The sequence below is a fragment of the Geodermatophilus chilensis genome, assembly GCF_002802985.1.
Taxonomy (GTDB): Bacteria; Actinomycetota; Actinomycetes; order Mycobacteriales; family Geodermatophilaceae; genus Geodermatophilus; species Geodermatophilus chilensis.
This window is the reverse complement of the sequence record NZ_NVPT01000117.1, coordinates 1-17,017: the sequence shown is the minus strand read 5'-3', so window position 1 is coordinate 17,017 and position 17,017 is coordinate 1. Positions and strand designations below refer to the sequence as shown.

Annotated in this window: 17 protein-coding genes and 1 pseudogene; 8 read left to right on the top strand and 10 right to left on the bottom strand. The window is 74.9% G+C overall.

All coding sequences use genetic code 11. The features are described 5' to 3' along the window. Positions 1-95: 95 nt before the first annotated feature. A pseudogene (locus CNO22_RS18480) lies at positions 96-1,787 on the bottom strand (DUF885 domain-containing protein). Then, positions 1,784-2,329, bottom strand: a complete 546-nt coding sequence (locus tag CNO22_RS18475) for an FABP family protein (RefSeq protein WP_100500748.1) — start codon at positions 2,327-2,329, stop codon at positions 1,784-1,786. The pseudogene CNO22_RS18480 and the gene CNO22_RS18475 overlap by 4 nt, the downstream one beginning before the upstream one ends. A gap of 174 nt (positions 2,330-2,503) precedes the next feature. Between CNO22_RS18475 and CNO22_RS18470 the strand changes: the two genes are divergently transcribed. Beyond that, positions 2,504-3,265 carry a DUF4184 family protein gene (locus tag CNO22_RS18470; protein ID WP_157937006.1) on the top strand — a complete coding sequence of 254 codons (762 nt, stop codon included), beginning with the start codon at positions 2,504-2,506 and terminating at the stop codon, positions 3,263-3,265. 71 nt (positions 3,266-3,336) lie between these two features. Further along, positions 3,337-4,614 (top strand): PP2C family protein-serine/threonine phosphatase, encoded by a 1,278-nt coding sequence (locus CNO22_RS18465; protein ID WP_100500746.1) that lies wholly within the window; start codon positions 3,337-3,339, stop codon positions 4,612-4,614. A 100-nt stretch (positions 4,615-4,714) separates the two neighbouring features. Here CNO22_RS18465 and CNO22_RS18460 read toward each other — a convergent pair whose 3' ends face one another. From CNO22_RS18460 to CNO22_RS18430, 7 genes are all read right to left on the bottom strand, one after another. Continuing rightward, positions 4,715-5,008: a DUF1416 domain-containing protein gene (locus CNO22_RS18460; protein ID WP_100500745.1), complete on the bottom strand. Its 294-nt coding sequence runs from the start codon at positions 5,006-5,008 to the stop codon at positions 4,715-4,717. Positions 5,009-5,010: 2 nt separating this feature from the next. Then, positions 5,011-5,844 carry a sulfurtransferase gene (locus CNO22_RS18455; protein ID WP_100500744.1) on the bottom strand — a complete coding sequence of 278 codons (834 nt, stop codon included), beginning with the start codon at positions 5,842-5,844 and terminating at the stop codon, positions 5,011-5,013. Positions 5,845-5,880: 36 nt separating this feature from the next. Beyond that, on the bottom strand, positions 5,881-6,327 hold the full coding sequence (locus CNO22_RS18450; RefSeq protein WP_100500743.1) for a DUF4395 domain-containing protein: 447 nt from the start codon (positions 6,325-6,327) through the stop codon (positions 5,881-5,883). A gap of 149 nt (positions 6,328-6,476) precedes the next feature. Continuing rightward, the gene (locus CNO22_RS18445; protein WP_232807152.1) at positions 6,477-6,938 is read right to left on the bottom strand and encodes a thioredoxin family protein; all 462 of its coding nucleotides are present in this window, start codon (positions 6,936-6,938) and stop codon (positions 6,477-6,479) included. 67 nt (positions 6,939-7,005) lie between these two features. Continuing rightward, the gene (locus tag CNO22_RS18440; RefSeq protein WP_100500742.1) at positions 7,006-7,695 is read right to left on the bottom strand and encodes an LmeA family phospholipid-binding protein; all 690 of its coding nucleotides are present in this window, start codon (positions 7,693-7,695) and stop codon (positions 7,006-7,008) included. Positions 7,696-7,705: 10 nt separating this feature from the next. Next, positions 7,706-8,524 (bottom strand): hypothetical protein, encoded by an 819-nt coding sequence (locus CNO22_RS18435; protein WP_100500741.1) that lies wholly within the window; start codon positions 8,522-8,524, stop codon positions 7,706-7,708. Continuing rightward, the gene (locus tag CNO22_RS18430) at positions 8,521-9,321 is read right to left on the bottom strand and encodes an alpha/beta hydrolase (protein ID WP_100500740.1); all 801 of its coding nucleotides are present in this window, start codon (positions 9,319-9,321) and stop codon (positions 8,521-8,523) included. Before CNO22_RS18430 ends, CNO22_RS18435 begins: the two co-directional genes overlap by 4 nt. Positions 9,322-9,444: 123 nt before the next feature. Here CNO22_RS18430 and CNO22_RS18425 point away from each other — a divergent pair, with 123 nt between their 5' ends. The 6 genes from CNO22_RS18425 (at position 9,445) to pstB (ending at position 15,582) form a co-directional block, all read left to right on the top strand. Continuing rightward, positions 9,445-10,194, top strand: a complete 750-nt coding sequence (locus CNO22_RS18425) for a winged helix-turn-helix transcriptional regulator (protein ID WP_100500739.1) — start codon at positions 9,445-9,447, stop codon at positions 10,192-10,194. Further along, positions 10,191-11,147, top strand: a complete 957-nt coding sequence (gene mshD, locus CNO22_RS18420; RefSeq protein ID WP_332870092.1) for a mycothiol synthase — start codon at positions 10,191-10,193, stop codon at positions 11,145-11,147. Before CNO22_RS18425 ends, mshD begins: the two co-directional genes overlap by 4 nt. Positions 11,148-11,490: 343 nt before the next feature. Beyond that, the gene (gene pstS / locus CNO22_RS18410; protein WP_100500737.1) at positions 11,491-12,606 is read left to right on the top strand and encodes a phosphate ABC transporter substrate-binding protein PstS; all 1,116 of its coding nucleotides are present in this window, start codon (positions 11,491-11,493) and stop codon (positions 12,604-12,606) included. A gap of 131 nt (positions 12,607-12,737) precedes the next feature. Beyond that, positions 12,738-13,694: a phosphate ABC transporter permease subunit PstC gene (gene pstC / locus CNO22_RS18405; protein WP_100500736.1), complete on the top strand. Its 957-nt coding sequence runs from the start codon at positions 12,738-12,740 to the stop codon at positions 13,692-13,694. Then, the gene (pstA, locus tag CNO22_RS18400) at positions 13,694-14,779 is read left to right on the top strand and encodes a phosphate ABC transporter permease PstA (RefSeq protein ID WP_100500735.1); all 1,086 of its coding nucleotides are present in this window, start codon (positions 13,694-13,696) and stop codon (positions 14,777-14,779) included. Before pstC ends, pstA begins: the two co-directional genes overlap by 1 nt. A 23-nt stretch (positions 14,780-14,802) precedes the next feature. Next, a complete protein-coding gene (gene pstB, locus CNO22_RS18395) occupies positions 14,803-15,582 on the top strand; it encodes a phosphate ABC transporter ATP-binding protein PstB (protein ID WP_100500734.1) in 780 nt (259 codons plus the stop codon). Positions 15,583-15,848: 266 nt separating this feature from the next. Here pstB and CNO22_RS18390 read toward each other — a convergent pair. Next, positions 15,849-17,017, bottom strand: a 1,169-nt coding sequence (locus CNO22_RS18390; RefSeq protein WP_198588427.1) for an LCP family protein, incomplete at its 5' end; no start/stop codon positions are given.

The following is a 17,017-nucleotide window of genomic DNA, read 5'->3' as shown; positions in this document are numbered from 1 at the left end:
AGGCCGACCTCGTTGTCCAACCCCAGGGTTGTGACCGATCTGCCGCTCGACGGTCATTGATGGCAGCCTGCCCGCCCTACTTGTTCAGCAGGCTCCTAGAGGACGGCGAGCTCCGCGGCCAGGTCGTCGAGACCCAGCGAGCCCTGCGACAGCGCGGCCATGTGCCAGGCCTTGCGGTCGAACGCGTCCCCCCGGGCGCGGCGGGCGGCCTCCCGGCCCTCCAGCCAGGCGCGCTCCCCGAGCTTGTAGCTGATCGCCTGCCCGGGCAGCCCCAGGTAGCGGACCAGCTCGCTGTCGAGGAAGGCCGGCGTGGCACCGCTGTGCTCACCGAGGAAGGCGCGGGCGAGCTCCGGCGTCCACGGTTGCCCGCGGTGCCCGGCGAGAGCGCCCTCGGCGTCGTCCGGCACGGGCAGCCCGAGGTGCATGCCGATGTCGATGACCACCCGCACCGCGCGCAGCTGCTGGGCGTCGAGGTAGCCCAGCCGCGTGCCCGGGTCGGTGAAGTACCCGAGCTCGTCCATGAGCCGCTCGGCGTACAGCGCCCAGCCCTCGACGTTCGCGCTGACCGAGCCCAGCGACGTCTGGTACGTCGACAGCTGCCCGGAGACGTACGCCCACTAGGCCAGCTGCAGGTGGTGGCCCGGGACGCCCTCGTGGTACCAGATTGAGGTCAGGTCCCACAGCGGGAAGCGCTCCCGACCCAGGGTCGGCAGCCAGGTGCGGCCGGGACGGGAGAAGTCCTGCGCCGGCCGCGTGTAGTACGGGGCGGCGGCGCTGCCCGAGGGCGCGATCATCGCCTCGACCCGGCGGACCGGCTCGGCGAGGTCGAAGTGGACGCCGTCCAGGGCGGCGATCGCGTCGTCCATCATCGTCTGCAGCCGCGCGCGGATCGCCTCGACGCCCTCGACGGCGGGACCGTGCACGTCCAGCCAGCGCATCGCCTCCATCGGCGTCGCGCCGGACACCACCCGCTCGGCCTCGGCCCGCTGCTCGGCGAGGATCCGCCGGTGCTCGGCCCAGCCCCAGGCGTACGCCTCCTCCAGCCCGTTGCCGGCGCCGAGGTCCGAGCCGGTCCAGCGGCGGGCGGCCAGGGCGTAGCGGTCGCGGCCGACGGCGTCCGGCGTCCCCTCGGCCTTCGACAGGTACACGTCGCGGAGGAAGTCGCGCACCTCGGCGACCGCGCCGTCGGCGGCTCGCGCGGCGGTGTCCAGCTCGCCGCGGAGCGCGTCCGGGCCGCCGGCGGCGAACCCGCCGAAGAACGGCCCGGACAGCCACTCGCCGAGCTGCTCCACGACCGTCGACACCTGGCGCGGGGCCACGAGCAGGCCGCGCCGGGCGCCCTCCTCCAGCGACGCGCGGAAGCCGCGGTACGCCTCGGGCACCCGCGCCATGCGGCGGGCGACGACCGCCCAGTCCTCCGCCGAGGACGTCGGCATGAGCAGGAAGACCTGCCGGATGGAGTGCACCGGGCTGAACAGGTTCGACAGCGCCCGCAGCCCCTCGCCGGCCTCGTGCACGTCGAGCTCGGCGCCGAGCCGTTCGCGCAGCAGGCGGGTGCAGCGCCGCTCGACCGGGTCGTCGTCCAGGGCCGGGTCGGCCGCCAGCACGCGGTCCAGCTCGGCGAGGGTGTCGCGGGCCAACTGCGCCTCGGCCTCCAGGCCGGCGGGGCTGGGGTCGGGCAGCCGGTCGTCACCGGGGCGGGTGCCCAGCGAGGTCGCGACGATCGGGTCGAGGTCGCAGACGGCGTCGACGTAGCGGTCGGCGACCTGTCTCGGGGTGTCGCTCACCGGAGCCGCTCCAGCCGGGCCGACATGGTGGGCCGCAGCGGCTCGTCGCCGGCGGCCCGGTCGATGGCGTACATCAGCGCGCCCTCGACGATGCCGTAGAGCCGCACGGCGCGGGACACCTCCGGGGCGTCCGGCGTGCGGGCGATGACGTCGGAGGTCAGCTCCCAGCTGGTCGTCGTCCGGGCCCGGCCGACGTAGAGCTCGACCAGCCCGTCGGGGCTGGTGACCAGCAGCTCGACGTCGTCCCCACCGCGGGGCCGCCAGAAGCCGGACTCCCGGACGGCCGGCCCGACGACGTCCCCGTCGTCGGTGAGCCGCCAGGTGCGGGAGTCGTAGGCGAGGAAGCCACGGCCGTCGTGGCTGAACCGGATCCACTGGCCGAAGCGGTGGTCCCCCTCGGCCCCGGCGGCCTGCCCCTCGCCGTGCCACTCGCCGAGCAGCGGGAGGACGGCGAGCAGCTCCTCGGAGACCTCCGGTCCGGAGCGGACGTCGACGGTGTCGGCGACCGGCAGCTCGGTGTCGCCGCTCACGGGCTCGCTCATCGGCGCGCCTCGCGCGGACGGCGGGCGAGCCGGGCGGCGCCGTACCCGCAGCCGAGCGCCGCGAGCGACGTCAGGGCGACGAGGACCCAGGCAGAAACCATGCGCTCCACCGTAGGACCCGCGCCACACGTCCGGCGCGGGCGGTTCCTGCCGGCATCTGTGCAGGATGGGAGCGTGCCGTTCACCGGGAGCCATCCGGCGGCGGTGCTGCCGTTCCTGCGGACGCCGCTGCCTGCCTCGGCCCTCGTCGCCGGCAGCATCGCGCCCGACATCCCCTTCTACCTGCCGTTCACCCTGTCGTGGGCCACGCACACGGCCCTGGCGGTCGGCACCGTCGACGTGCTGCTCGGCGGGCTGGCGTGGGTGCTGTGGCACGGCCTGCTCGCTCCCGCGGCGCTGTCCGCGGCGCCGGCCGGCCTGCGCGGCCGGCTCGCCGGCGTCCCGCTGGGGCTGCGCTCCCGGCTGCGGTCGGCGCGCGCGGTGGGCCTGGTGCTGCTCGCCCTGGCCGTCGGCGCCGGCCTGCACGTGCTGATCGACGAGTTCACCCACCCGGGCCGCTGGGGCGCCGAGCACGTCCCGGGCCTGGCGCAGCCGTGGGGGCCGCTGCCCGGCGTCCGCTGGCTGGACTACGCCGGCGGCGTCCTCGGCGGCGTGGTGCTGCTGGTCTGGCTGGCCCGGTGGTGGCGGCGCACCCCCGCCGTCCCGGCGCCTGACCGCCCGCGGTGGTGGCTGCCCTGGGTGGTCGTGGCGCTCGCCGGGCTGGTCGGCGGGCTGAGCGCGGCCGGTGGCGCGCCCGACCTGCGTTCCGCGGCCGTGGCCGCGGCGTTCCGCGGCGGAGGCGCGCTGCTCGCGACGGCCGTCGTCCTGGCGCTCGTGGCCGTCCTCTCGACCCGCGTCCGGGGGGACGACGGCGCCGGTCGGCGACGTCGCGGTTGAGACCGGGCCCCGATGGGGCAGGGTGACACGTCGGAGCGGTACGGGGACGGACGCGGGGAGGTGACAGGACCGTGGGTGCGCGTGGCAACGGTGGGGACGGCACGGTGCGCTCGGACGTGGAGACCCTGCTCTCCCGCACGCTCGCCCGCTACGAGCGCGTGCTGGCCAACGTCGCCGACGGCATCTACGGCCTGGACGCCGACGGCCGCGTCGAGTTCGTCAACCCGGCGGCGGTGCGCATCACCGGGCGCGCCGCCGAGGAGCAGCTCGGGCACGACCAGCACGCGGTGATCCACGACCGCCGGCCCGATGGCTCCCCGTACCCGAAGCAGGAGTGCCCGGTCTGGCACGCGCTGCGCACCGGGCGGCCGGTCACCGCCGACGAGGAGGTGTTCTGGCGCAAGGACGGCACTCCCGTGCCGGTCGAGCTGATCGCCGTCCCGACGGTGGAGGACGGTGTGGTGACCGGTGTGGTGGTCTCCTTCCGCGACCTGACCGACCGTCAGGCCGCCCGGCGCCAAGCCGCGGAGCTGCGCCGGGTGACCGCGCGGGCCGCCGAGCAGCGTGCGCTCTCCGACCGGCTGCAGCAGGCGCTGCTGACCCCGCCGCCGGAGCCCGACCACCTGCAGGTCGCCGTGCGGTACCGCCCGGCCGCGCACGGGGCGCAGGTCGGCGGCGACTGGTACGACGCGTTCCTCCAGCCCGACGGCGCGACGATGCTGGTCATCGGGGACGTCGTCGGCCACGACAGCAATGCCGCCGCGGCGATGGGCCAGCTCCGCGGCCTGCTGCGGGCGCTGGCCTACGACAACGACGAGCCGCCGTCGGCGACGCTGGCCCGCGTCGAGCGCGCCGCCCTCGGGCTGGCGGTCAGCACGATGGCGACCGTGGTGCTCGCCCGCATCGAGCGCCACCCGGACGTGCCCGTCGTCGGCACCCGCGTGCTGCGGTGGAGCAACGCCGGTCACCTCGCGCCCGTGCTGCTCGCCCCCGACGGCTCGACGACGCTGCTCGAGACCCGCCCCGACCTGATGCTCGGCGTCGACCCCGATGCGCGGCGCGCCGACCACACCCTCGAGGTCCCCGACGACTCCACCCTGCTCCTGGTCACCGACGGCCTGGCCGAGCGGCGGGACAGCGATCTGGACAGCGGGCTGGCGGCGCTGCAGGAGGCGCTGCGCGACCTCGGCCGGACGCCTCTGGAGGAGCTCTGCGACACGCTCCTCGCCCGGATGCTGCCCGAACCCGGGGCGGACGACGTCGCGATCGTCGCCGTCCGGGCCCACCCCGAGGACCGTCCGCGCCCACCCGAGGCCGGCCCCAACCGCCTGCCGCCCGGCATGTCCTGAGACGCGACAGCGCCCCTCTCGCTCGGTGCGAGAGGGGCGCTGTCGCGCGGCCCCCTGCAGGGTCCCGCCGCGAGCTCACGCGTGGCGGGGCAGGGGGTCCTCAGTCCAGGGCGACCGTGGTCTCGTTCAGGCCGACGTCGGCGGTGAGGACGCGCTCACCCCTGCCGACCGGGGCCAGGGAGCGGAGCTTCCACTCACCCGGGGCGGCGAAGAAGCGGAACTCGCCCTCCGGACTGGTGACCACCTCGGCGGTGAACTCGTCGGTCGAGTCCAGCAGCCGGACGTAGGCCCCGGCGACCGGGGCGCCGTCGTGCCAGACCTGACCCTGGATGACCGTCTGGGTCGTCAGGTCCACGCCGGCCAGCGCGCCGCCCTGCTTGGGAGCGCCGCACATGCTCAGGCCCCCTTCTCGATCGGGACGCCGACGAGAGAGCCGTACTCGGTCCAGGAGCCGTCGTAGTTCTTGACGTTCTCGTGGCCGAGCAGCTCGCGCAGCACGAACCAGGTGTGGCTCGAGCGCTCGCCGATCCGGCAGTAGGCGATGGTGTCCTTGCCGGTGTCGAGGCCGGCCTCGGCGTAGAGCTTGGCCAGCTCCTCGTCGCTCTTGAAGGTGCCGTCCTCGTTGGCCGCCTTGCTCCACGGCACGTTCACCGCGCTGGGGATGTGGCCCGGGCGCTGCGCGCCCTCCTGCGGCAGGTGGGCGGGGGCGACCAGCTTGCCGGCGAACTCGTCGGGCGAGCGGACGTCGACCAGGTTCTTCTGGCCGATCGCGGCGATGACCTCGTCGCGGAAGGCACGGATCGTGTTGTCCGGCTCCTGGGCGCGGTACTGGGTGGCCGGGCGCTGGACGGCGTCGGCCGACAGCGGGCGGCTGTCGAGCTCCCACTTCTTGCGGCCGCCGTCGATCAGCTTGACGTCGGAGTGCCCGTAGAGCTTGAAGTACCAGTAGGCGTAGGCGGCGAACCAGTTGTTGTTGCCGCCGTAGAGCACGACGGTGTCGTCGTTGCTGATGCCCTTGGCCGAGAGCAGCTGCTCGAACTGCTCCCTGTTCACGAAGTCGCGGCGCAGCGGGTCCTGGAGGTCGGTCTTCCAGTCCAGCTTCACCGCGCCCTCGATGTGGCCCTTGCCGTAGGCGCTGGTGTCCTCGTCGACCTCGACGAAGACGACGCCCGGGGCGCCGAGGTGCTCCTGGGCCCAGTCGGCGGAGACGAGCACGTCGTTGCGGCTCATGGGGGGTGTTCCCTCCTGTGGTGGGTGTGCGGTCGGTCAGGCGGTGCGCGCGGGACGGGCCCGGCGGACGGTCAGGTACAGCTCGCAGCCGAGGCAGAAGCCCGTGGCCGCGTTGAGCAGGGCCGCCACCAGCGCGAGGCCGGTCGCGACGGCGCCGACCAGCGGCGCGCCGGAGAGGTACCCGGCGGCGCCGACGACGGCGAAGACGAGGCCGACGAGCTGGGCGAAGCGCGGCGGCGCCTCGGGCTCCCGCTCGCGGACCGGACCCAGCCGCGGCGCGACCAGGACGCGGAACAGCACCCCGTAGGGGGCGTACCGCAGCCCGGCGAGCGCACCGACGGCGAAGACGGCGGCCTGGAGGGCGACCAGCGCGCCGCTGCCGGTGAGCAGGGCGAACGCGAGGACGGCGCTGGTGACCCAGGCGGCGAACCGCGGGCCACGGACGTCGACCTCGTGCGCGGTCGAGGGGTGTGCAGGAGGCATGGGTGCGGGGGCTTCCGGACGGCGGTCAGGGCACGTCGGGACGAGGCTGGGCTCGCCCTAGGAGGCCGGACACAGGCAGCTGCCGACGCGGCACAGGTCCACTGTGCGGCGGCTGGTCAGCAGGAGGCCCACGGCGTGAGCGTAACGGATCACACCTGCCGCCCGTCCCGGGCACCGGCGGGGGCGACGTGCTCCTCCACCAGCGCGGTGAGCTCGTCGGACCGCGGGGCGCCGCTGCTGCGGCCGAGCAGCCGCCCCGCGCGGTCGAGGTAGAACAGCGTCGGGGTGCGCCGGACACCGAGCTCGCGGACGGCCTCGAGGTGGCTCACGGCGTCGACGTCGACGTGGGCCAGCCCCGGTCGGGTGGCCTGCAGCTGCCGCAGCCGGGCCCGGGTCGCCCGGCACGGCCCGCAGAACGCCGTGGAGAACTGCACGACGGTCAGGTCGGCGTCGCCCGGGCGCACGCCCAGGGCCTCGAGCACGGCGGTCGCCGCCCGCTCCCGCTCGCCGTCCGCTCCGCGCACCGCGCCGTCCCTCCTCCGCAGCCACCAGGTCCCGACGGCCGTCAGCGCGAGGGCGACGCCCAGCGCGCCGGCTCCGATCGGGTCCACGTCGGGCAGCAACCCGTCCGGCCCACCGGCTGTTCCGGCTCCCCCGATCGAGGGAGCCGGGGGGCGGTCAGCCCCGCAGCACCGTGTCGACCGCCTCGACCTGCACCCGCACGCCGTCGTCGGCCGGCGCGACGCCGGTGACCTGCAGGCCGAAGGGCAGCGGCGGGATGCGGTAGCGCAGGTCGAGGGCGTCGCTGACCTGGTCGACGAGGTACCCCGGCAGGTCCACACCGGCGCCGGAGGCCTCGTCGACGTCGACGACCAGGGTGTCGCCGTCGAGCGACACGGTGCCCGTGGCGGTGACCGGCAGGCTCACGCCGGCGACCGCCACGGTGCGCTGCACCCGCAGGCCCTCGCCGTCCCGCGTCACGGTCGTGCCCGGGCCGAGCTCGTCGGCGAGCAGGGCATAGGGCAGCGTCGCCGTCCCGTCGATCCCCTCCACCGGCACCTCCTGCACCGATCCGGACAGGACGTCGGACAGCGCCACCTGCACGCCGCGCAGCGAGACGTCGGCGCGGGTGCCCTCGGGCTGGCCCAGGTCGGCGTCGGACAGGGAGACCCGCACCTCGTCGTAGCGCCCGCCGATCGCCTGGGTCAGGAAGGGGAAGCCCCCGATCTCGACCGACGGCTCGCCGGCCAGGCCGCCGCGCTCGGCGACCAGCTGCGCGACCCGGTCCTCGGCGAGCGCCTCGGCGCCCCGGTCGGCGGCGAACGCCAGGCCGCCGAGGAGCAGCAGGACCACCAGCAGGGCGCGCACGGCCGGGCCCTCAGAGCGCGTTCTGCAGGACGACGGAGAACGCCACGGGCGCGGCCGCGGCGAAGGGCAGCACCGCCTGCAGCACGGTCGCCGCCCACGCCCGGCGCGGACCCGCCGCCACGACGTAGCCGGTGGCCAGGCCGATGAGGGCGGCGACCGCGCCCAGCGTCAGCCCGGCGACGAGCGCCCCGAGGACCGTGGCCACGTCGTCGGCGCCGGAGCCGACCACCGCGACGACGGCGCCGGCCAGCACCCCGAGCACCAGCGCGGGCACGCCCCGCGGCACGCCGGCCGCGACCGCCGGGCGGGGCAGGAGCAGGTCGACCAGCGAGCCCACGAGCAGCGTCGCCCCGACGACGAGCAGCGGCGTGGTCGCGGTCGTGGCGTCCCCGGCGACGGGCAGGAGCAGCACGACGGCCAGGGCCGTGACCGCGGTGATCAGCAGCAGGACACCGGCCAGCGAGCCGACGACGTCGGACCGGGGCGCCCGGCGCAGCATCTGGTGCAGCACCGCGGCGAGCAGGCCCAGGCCCGGGACGGCGAGCAGCGCGCCGATCTCCGGCCGCGCGGGCACCGCCACGAGCAGGTCCGCGCCGGCCGCGGCGGCGAGCCCGAGCGCCGGGGCGCCGACCCGGCCGTGGATGCCGGTCGCCGGCACCCACGCCGCGACCAGCGCCATCTGCAGGACGGCGACCGCCGGGAGCCGGCCGGTCTCCCCGGCGACCGCGGGCAGCCCGACCAACAGGGCCGTCGCGACGACGACGGCGACGGCGGTCGGCAGGTGCCACGCGCGGGCGGGGAGCCCGGATCCCGCCTCGGTCGCCGTCACGGTCCGATCGTCGCAGACACCCAGCGCCCGATCCGCTCGACGAGCGGGGCCGTCGCACCGCTCTCGGCGTGTCCGAACCCGGGGACCACCCAGGCCGTCGTCGTCGGGCCCGCCGCCCGGACCAGGGCGCGCAGGTGCTCGAGCGGGAAGTAGGTGTCGCGGTCGCCGTGCACGAGCAGCAGCGGGGTGGGCGTGATGCGGCCGACCACCGCCAGCGGGGACTCCGGCGGCACCACCCAGGGGTCGTCGAGCCGCAGCCGGAAGAGGGGCGCGACGACCCGCCGGCCGAGCGGGGCCTCCAGCAGCCAGTGCACCCGCCGCATCGGCGGCGTGTCACGGATGTACCACCGGCCCCGGTGCAGGTCCCGCCGCCGGCCCCGTCTGGAGGCTCGTCCCGAGCTTGCGAGGGATGAGGAGGACGGGCTCCTTCCACGGTGGGGGGCAGCGGGGTCCTTCTGCTGGCGCAGCACCACCCCGCCGCCCAGGGACATCCCGAGCGTGGCGACGGCGCGCGCTCCGTCGGCCCGCGCGGCGGCGACCGCGGCGTTGACGTCACGCACCTCGGGGTCGCCGCCGACCGTGGACCGGCCGCCCGAGCGGCCGTGACCCCGGGCGTCGTGCCCGCGGACCTCGCCGAAGCGGCACAGCCAGCCGGCCAGCCGCCGGAACGAGGGCCGGGTGATCGAGCCGGTGAAGCCGTGCACGACGACGAAGGTCGGCGGCCGCGGCCCGGCCTCGGGCGCCGCGGGGACGACGAGCCCGGCCATTCGCACGCCGTCGTCCGAGTCGACGGTCACGGATCGCGATCCGGTCACGGACGGGGAGGAACGGGACACGTCGGCTATCCTGCTGTCTCTTCGACAGCGCCGTCGTGGGCCCCCGGACGACCTGCGTCGTCCCCGGCTCCCTGAGGAGACGTCATGCGACTCGTGCTGATGACCGCCGCACGTCAGGCCACGACCGAGGTGCTGCCCGCGCTCGGCCTGCTGGGACACCACGTCCGCGTGGTGGCGCCGGAGCTGTCCAGCCTGCTCGACGGCGACTCCGGTGACGTCGTCCTCGTCGACGCCCGGCACGACCTCATCCAGGCACGCACCCTCTGCAGCCTGCTGTCCTCCACCGGCGTCGCCGCCGCGCTGGTCGCCGTCCTCTCCGAGGGCGGCCTGGTCGCGCTGTCGGCCGACTGGGGCATCGACGACGTCCTGCTCGACACCGCCGGCCCGGCCGAGGTCGACGCCCGCCTCAAGTGGGCCACCGCCCGCCGGCTGGCCGCCGCCTCCCCCGCCGACGGGCCGGACGGCGGCGTGACCCAGGCCGGCGAGCTGGTGATCGACGAGCACAGCTACTCGGCCAAGCTGCGCGGCCGCCCGCTCGACCTCACCTACAAGGAGTTCGAGCTGCTGAAGTACCTGGCCCAGCACCCGGGCCGGGTCTTCTCCCGCGCCCAGCTGCTCCAGGAGATCTGGGGCTACGACTACTTCGGCGGCACCCGCACCGTCGACGTCCACGTGCGCCGGCTGCGGGCCAAGCTCGGCACCGAGCACGAGGCCCTGATCGGCACCGTGCGCAACGTGGGCTACAAGCTCGACCAGCAGGTCGCCGACGCGACCGCGGCCGCCGCGCGCGCCGAGGCCGAGGCCCGGGCGCAGAACGACACCGAGCTGGTCTGAGGCCCTCCCTGTCCGCTGCTGCTCCCGCCGTCCGGGACGTCGTCCGGCTCGAGCCGGCCGACGTCGACGCGGTCCTCGCGCTGCTGCGCGCGGCGACCGCGACCGACGGCGTCCGCCCGCTGTCGGAGGAGGCCGAGCTGCGGCTGCAGCACGGCGGCTCGCCCGGCGGTCGCGACGTGCTCGCCACGGCCGCCGACGGCACGCTGAGCGGCTATGCCCGGTTCGAGGGCGGGGACGGCACCGGGGACGCCGAGGCCGAGCTGGTCGTCGCCCCCGGCGCCCGCCGGCAGGGGGTCGGCCGCTCGCTGCTGGCCCGCCTCGAGGAGCTGGCCGGGGACCGTCCGCTGCGGGTGTGGGCCCACGGCGACCTGCCCGGGGCGGCCGAACTGGCGCGGCCTCGCGGGTACGAGCGGGCGCGGGTGCTGTTGCAGATGCGCCGCGACCTGGCCGGCGTCGACGCCGGATCGCGGCCGCGGCTGCCGGAGGGCGTGCAGGTGCGCACCTTCCGGCCCGGCCGCGACGAGCAGGCGTGGCTGCGCACCAACGCCCGCGCCTTCGCCTCGCACCCGGAGCAGGGCAGCTGGACCGCCGACGACCTGCGGCTGCGCGAGGCCGAGCCGTGGTTCGACCCCGCGGGCTTCTTCCTGGCCTGGCGCGGCGACCCCGACGCCGGCGGCACCCTCCTCGGCTCGCACTGGACCAAGGTCCACCCACCCGGCGACGAGGGTCCGGAGGCGGTCGGCGAGGTCTACGTGCTGGGCATCGACCCCGACGCGCAGGGCCTGGGCCTGGGCCGCGCGCTCACCGACGTGGGGCTCGCCCACCTGCGGAGCCTCGGGCTGCGCCAGGTGCTGCTCTACGTCGAGGAGGAGAACACCGCGGCGGTGACCCTCTACGCGCGCAGCGGGTTCACCCGGCACGCGGTCGACGTCTCCTGGCGCCGCGCCCGCTGAAGGAGGACCCCGCCCTCCCCACCCTCGTGTACGCGAGGAGACCCCGGAGGGCGGCCCCCTGCAGGGTCCCCGGCCCTCGCCTGGCGTGCCCTGAGCTCGCGAAGGGCTCGGGGCGAGGGTCCTTCTACGAGTGGAGGGTCAGGGGGTCCTCTTCCAGTCGGCGCGCCCGCGTTCACCGGATGGACGCAGCGCCGTCCACCGCGCGTGACGCAGGCCTCGGCCACCGTTCACCTCGCGTTCATCGGTGCACCGAGAGGCGTCCACCTCGGCTCCCTAGCGTCGGTCCCCGTTGGTTCCGCGCTGCCCGGCAGAAGGCCCGGGCACACCGTCGAAGGGCCCTTCCTTGAAGCTCAGCACCACGTCGCGCGCCGTCGTCCTCTCGACCGCGCTCGTCGGCACCCTCGCGCTGACCGCCTGCGGCGCCGCGAACGAGCAGAGTGCCGGTGGCGGCGGCAGCACCAGCACGGGCGGCTCCACGGAGCTGAGCGGCAGCCTCGCCGGCGCCGGCTCGAGTGCGATGCAGGCCGCCATGCAGGGCTGGACCGCGGGCTACTCGAGCGTGCAGCCGGGCGTGACCGTGAACTACGACCCGGTGGGCTCCGGCGGTGGCCGCGAGCAGTTCATCGCCGGCGGCACGGACTTCGCCGGCTCCGACGCCGCGCTGGACGAGGAGGAGCTCGCCGCGGCGCAGGAGCGCTGCGCCGGTGGCGAGGTCTTCGAGCTGCCCAACTACATCTCGCCGATCGCGGTGATCCACAACCTCGAGGGTGTCGACGAGCTCAACCTCTCCCCCGCGACGCTGGCCGGGATCTTCAACCAGCAGATCACCAACTGGAACGACCCGGCGATCGCCGCGGACAACCCGGGCGTGACGCTGCCCGACCTGGCGATCACCCCGGTGAACCGCTCCGACGAGTCGGGCACCACCGAGAACTTCACCGAGTACCTGGCCACGGCCGCACCCGAGGCCTGGACCCACGAGCCCGACGGCAACTGGCCGGTTCCCGGCGGCGAGGCCGCGCAGGGCACCTCCGGTGTCGTCAGCGCCGTCAGCGGCGGCAACGGCACCATCGGCTACGCCGACCTCTCGCAGGCCGGCGACCTGGGCGTGGCGAGCATCGGCGTGGGCGAGGAGTTCGTCGCCCCGACGCCCGAGGCCGCCGCCGCGGTCGTGGAGAACTCCGAGCGGCTCGAGGGCCGGGGCGAGTACGACTTCGCCATCGAGGTCGCCCGCGACACCGCCGAGTCCGGCAACTACCCGATCGTCCTGGTGAGCTACCACATCGGCTGCGTCCAGTACGACGACCAGGAGACCGCCGAGCTGGTGGCCGACTTCATGGGTTACGTGATCAGCGAAGAGGGCCAGCAGGCCGCCGCCGAGGCGTCCGGTTCCGCGCCGATCTCCGACGCGCTGCGCGAGCAGGCCCAGACGGCCGTGGACGCCATGACGGCCGGCTGAGAGACGATGTCCGGCAACGGCCCGGGGTGCCCGATGGCGCCCCGGGCCGTTGGCAGGCCCGGCCCCGGCCGGCTCCCCGAACCACCCTCCGCCCGGTCCCCAGGCACCGGCCCACACACCACGGAGCAGCGGTGAGCAGCACCAGGACCACACCCCCGTCCCCCGCCGGGACGCGACGGTCGGTCCGCCGTCCCGGCGACCGGGTCTTCGCCGGTACCGCCAAGGGCGCCGGCATCCTCATCCTCGTCATCCTCGCCGGGGTCGCCGCGTTCCTCGTCGTGGAGGCGGTGCCCGCACTGACCGCCCCGGCCGAGGACATCCCCGGCGAGAGCGGCCTGGCCTCCTACGTCGCCCCCCTCGTCTTCGGCACCCTGCTCGCGGCGGTCATCGCGCTGCTGGTGGCAACGCCGCTGGCGGTGGCCATCGCGCTGTTCATCGGCTACTACGCGCCGCGGCGGATGGCCCAGGGCCTGGGTTACCTGGTCGACCTGCTCGCGGCGATCCCGAGCATCGTCTACGGCTTCTGGGGCATCTTCTGGCTCGCGCCGAAGCTGGTGCCCTTCTACGAGTGGCTCGAGCGCAACCTCGGCTTCATCCCGCTGTTCGCCGGTCCCGCCTCGACCACCGGGCGGACCATGCTGACCGCCGGCCTGGTCCTGGCCGTGATGATCCTGCCGATCGTCAGCGCCATCTCCCGCGAGGTGTTCCTGCAGGTCCCGAGCCTGCACCGCGAGGCGGCGCTGGCCCTGGGCGCCACCCGCTGGGAGATGATCCGGATGGCGGTCCTCCCCTACGGCCGCTCGGGTGTCATCGGCGGCGCGATGCTGGGCCTGGGCCGGGCACTCGGCGAGACCATGGCCGTGGCCATCGTGCTCTCGGTCTCCGGCGGCATCACGTTCAACCTGATCAGCAGCGGCAACCCCTCGACCATCGCGGCGAACATCGCGCTGGAGTTCCCCGAGTCCTCGGGCATCGACATCAACACGCTGATCGCCAGCGGCCTGGCCCTGTTCGTGATCACCCTCGCGGTGAACATGCTGGCCCGCGCGATCGTCAACCGGCGCGCCGACTTCTCCGGAGCGAACTGATGAGCCAGACCTCCACCGCCCCGGCCCCCACGGGCAGCAGCGCACCCACCCCGCGTCGCGGCGAGCGCGCCCGGCGGGTGCCGAACTGGGCGCCCTGGGCCGCCTTCGCCGGCGCCGCCGTCGTCGTGGGCGCGCTCTGGCCGCTGCTCGACCTCAACATCGCGCTGTTCGTGCTCTACACCGTCGTCCTCGGGACCCTGGCGGTGTACCTGCTGACCCGGTCCGTGGAGGGCTCCCGGCAGGCCATCGACCGGCTGGTGACCTGTCTGGTGGTCAGCGCCTTCGGCCTGGCGATGGTGCCGCTGGTCTCGCTGGTCTGGGAGGTCGTCAGCCGGGGGATCGGGCGGCTGGACGGCACGTTCTTCAACTCGTCCCTGGTCGGCATCGTCGGCGAGGGCGGCGGCGCCTACCACGCGATCATGGGCACGCTGATCATCACGGCGCTGACCACGCTGATCTCGGTGCCGATCGGCCTGATGACGGCGGTCTTCCTGGTCGAGTACGCCCGCGGGCGGCTGAAGCGGGCGATCACGTTCCTGGTCGACGTCATGACCGGCATCCCGTCGATCGTGGCCGGCCTGTTCGCCTACGCGCTGTTCGCGATCTTCCTCGGCCCGGGCGTCCGGCTCGGCATCATGGGCGCGATCGCGCTGTCGGTGCTGATGATCCCGGTCGTCGTCCGCTCGGCCGAGGAGGTGCTCAAGCTGGTGCCCAACGAGCTGCGCGAGGCCTCCTACGCGCTGGGCGTGCCGAAGTGGCGCACCATCGTCAAGGTGGTCATCCCGACGGCGATCGCCGGCCTGGGCACCGGCGTCACCCTGGCGATCGCCCGCGTGGTCGGCGAGACCGCACCGCTGCTGATCACCCTGGGCATCACCACCGCCACGAACCTCAACGCGTTCGACGGCCGCATGGCGACGCTGCCCGTCTACGCCTACTACCAGCTGACCCAGCCGGGTGTCCCGCCGCAGTTCGCCACGGACCGAGCCTGGACGGCGGCCCTGGTCCTGATCATCCTGGTGATGGGGCTCAACGTCGTCGCCCGGCTCATCAGTCGCTTCTTCGCTCCCAAGTCCGGTCGCTGACCGGCAACCCTGGAGGACCTGCAGTGGCCAAGCGCATCGACGTCTCCGACCTGCACATCTACTACGGCAACTTCCTGGCGGTCGAGAACGTCAACGTCTCGATCGAGCCGCGCAGCATCACCGCGCTCATCGGGCCGTCGGGCTGCGGGAAGTCGACCTTCCTGCGCTCGCTCAACCGGATGCACGAGGTCATCCCCGGCGCGCGCGTCGAAGGCAAGGTCGTCATGGACGGCGTGGACCTCTACGGCTCCGACGTCGACCCGGTCGACGTCCGTCGGCAGATCGGCATGGTCTTCCAGCGGCCCAACCCGTTCCCGACCATGTCGATCTACGAGAACGTCGCCGCCGGGCTGCGCCTGAACGCCAAGCGGATGAAGAAGTCCGACCTCGACGACCTGGTGGAGCGCTCGCTCAAGGGCGCCAACCTGTGGACCGAGGTCAAGGACCGGCTCGACCGCCCCGGTGCCGGCCTCTCCGGCGGTCAGCAGCAGCGACTCTGCATCGCCCGCGCCATCGCCGTCGAGCCCGACGTGCTGCTCATGGACGAGCCCTGCTCGGCCCTGGACCCGATCTCCACGCTGGCGATCGAGGACCTGATGACCGAGCTGAAGGAGCGCTTCACCATCGTCATCGTCACCCACAACATGCAGCAGGCCGCGCGGGTGAGCGAGCAGACCGGGTTCTTCAACCTCAACGGGGTGGGTCAGCCCGGCCGGCTGATCGAGTTCAACCCGACCGAGAAGATCTTCAGCAACCCGGACCAGAAGGCCACCGAGGACTACATCTCCGGCCGCTTCGGCTGAGCCGACCCGTCGTCGAGGGGCCGCTGCGGGAGTTCCCGCGGCGGCCCCTTCGCGTTCTGTGCACGCACCGCGCGCGCCGAGACGCCTGCACAGCGGTGCGTGCACACACCGCTGCCTGCCAGCGGCGCCGTCCCACGAGAGCGGGCTCGGAGGGGTTCCGTCGTCCCGCCCCGACCTCATCCCCCTGCGACCTCAGACCGTGCTCCGCCCTGTGAGCAGGGTCTGAGGTCGGCGAAGGGACCACCCGCCCGGGCCGGGGGCGCAGCTCAGCAGGTGACGGTGGCGGCCGGCTCGGCGGACGGCGTGGCAGCAGCCGCGGGGGCGGGCGCCTCGGGGGCCGCCACCGGCGCCGGGGGGATCACGACCGGGACGACGCTGGAGAAGCCCGGCCCGATGACCAGCTGGATCGCCCCGCCGGTCGCGTCGCTGGGCTGCAGCACCGCCCCGGGGACGGCGGCGGCGACGGTGCGGGCCTGCTCCTCGGCGCCGGGCCCGTACCGCACCACGGTCTCGTTCACCACGCCGAGCTCGTTGCCGACCTGGCCCACGCCGAAGCCCTGGGCCCGCAGCTGGTCGGCCACCGTGGCGGCCAGCCCGCTGGTGGCGGTGCCGTTGAGGACGTCGAGGGTGATCCCCGCGGGCGCGGCGGTCAGCGGCTGCTCGGCGGGCTCGGCGGGCGTGGTCACCGGCTGCTCCGCGGCCGCCGGGGCGGCGGCCACGGCGGCCGGGTCGGTGGGCTCCGGGGCGACCAGCTCGGCGGGCAGCCGGCCCTCCTCGATCACCTGGTCGAACAGCGAGCGGGTGGCGGTGGCGTCGAGCAGGACCTGGGCCTGCTCGCTGCCGGCCGGCACGTAGCCCACCTGGGCCACCGGCAGGCCGGTGCGCTGCACCGCGTCGCCGGAGAGGTCGCCGAGCGTGCCGGCGAGGGTGCGCAGGTCGCCGAGGGTGGTCGCCTCGTCGACGGTGAGGGCGTCGGAGGCACGGGTCAGGAACCGGGTGAGGGTGGCCGGGTTGCCGAGGGTCCCCACCGACATCGCCGTCCGCAGCGTGGAGGTGAGCACCAGCTGGGCGCGCTCGGCGACGGCCTCGCCGGTGACGTCGGCGCCGCCGTCCCCGGGGGCGAGGTAGCCGGTGGCGCGCTCCCCCGACATGGTGCTGGCCCCGGTCGGGAGCGGCTCGGCCGAGGCGGTGACCGCCGGCGTCGCCGCGGGCAGGCAGACGGCGACGCCGCCGAGGGCGTCGACCATGCCGGGCAGCCGGGTCAGGTCCACGCCGAGGTAGTGGTCGACCTGCAGCCCGGACATCTGCTGCACCACGCGGACCGTGCACGACGGCCCACCCTGCAGCAGCGAGTCGGCGAAGGACTCGGTGACCGCCTCGCGCACCTCGCCGTCGGCGCGGATGCAGGCGGGGGTGTCGACCAGCGCGGTCGGCG

Bases quoted from the DNA above. Each gene is read 5' to 3' on its own strand.
- CNO22_RS18460 (WP_100500745.1), bottom strand. From the start codon at position 5,008: ATGTGCGGCGCTCCCAAGCAGGGCGGCGCGCTGGCCGGCGTGGACCTG.
- CNO22_RS18455 (WP_100500744.1), bottom strand. From the start codon at position 5,844: ATGAGCCGCAACGACGTGCTCGTCTCCGCCGACTGGGCCCAGGAGCAC.
- pstA (WP_100500735.1), top strand. From the start codon at position 13,694: ATGAGCCAGACCTCCACCGCCCCGGCCCCCACGGGCAGCAGCGCACCC.
- CNO22_RS18450 (WP_100500743.1), bottom strand. From the start codon at position 6,327: ATGCCTCCTGCACACCCCTCGACCGCGCACGAGGTCGACGTCCGTGGC.
- CNO22_RS18475 (WP_100500748.1), bottom strand. From the start codon at position 2,329: ATGAGCGAGCCCGTGAGCGGCGACACCGAGCTGCCGGTCGCCGACACC.
- CNO22_RS18425 (WP_100500739.1), top strand. From the start codon at position 9,445: ATGCGACTCGTGCTGATGACCGCCGCACGTCAGGCCACGACCGAGGTG.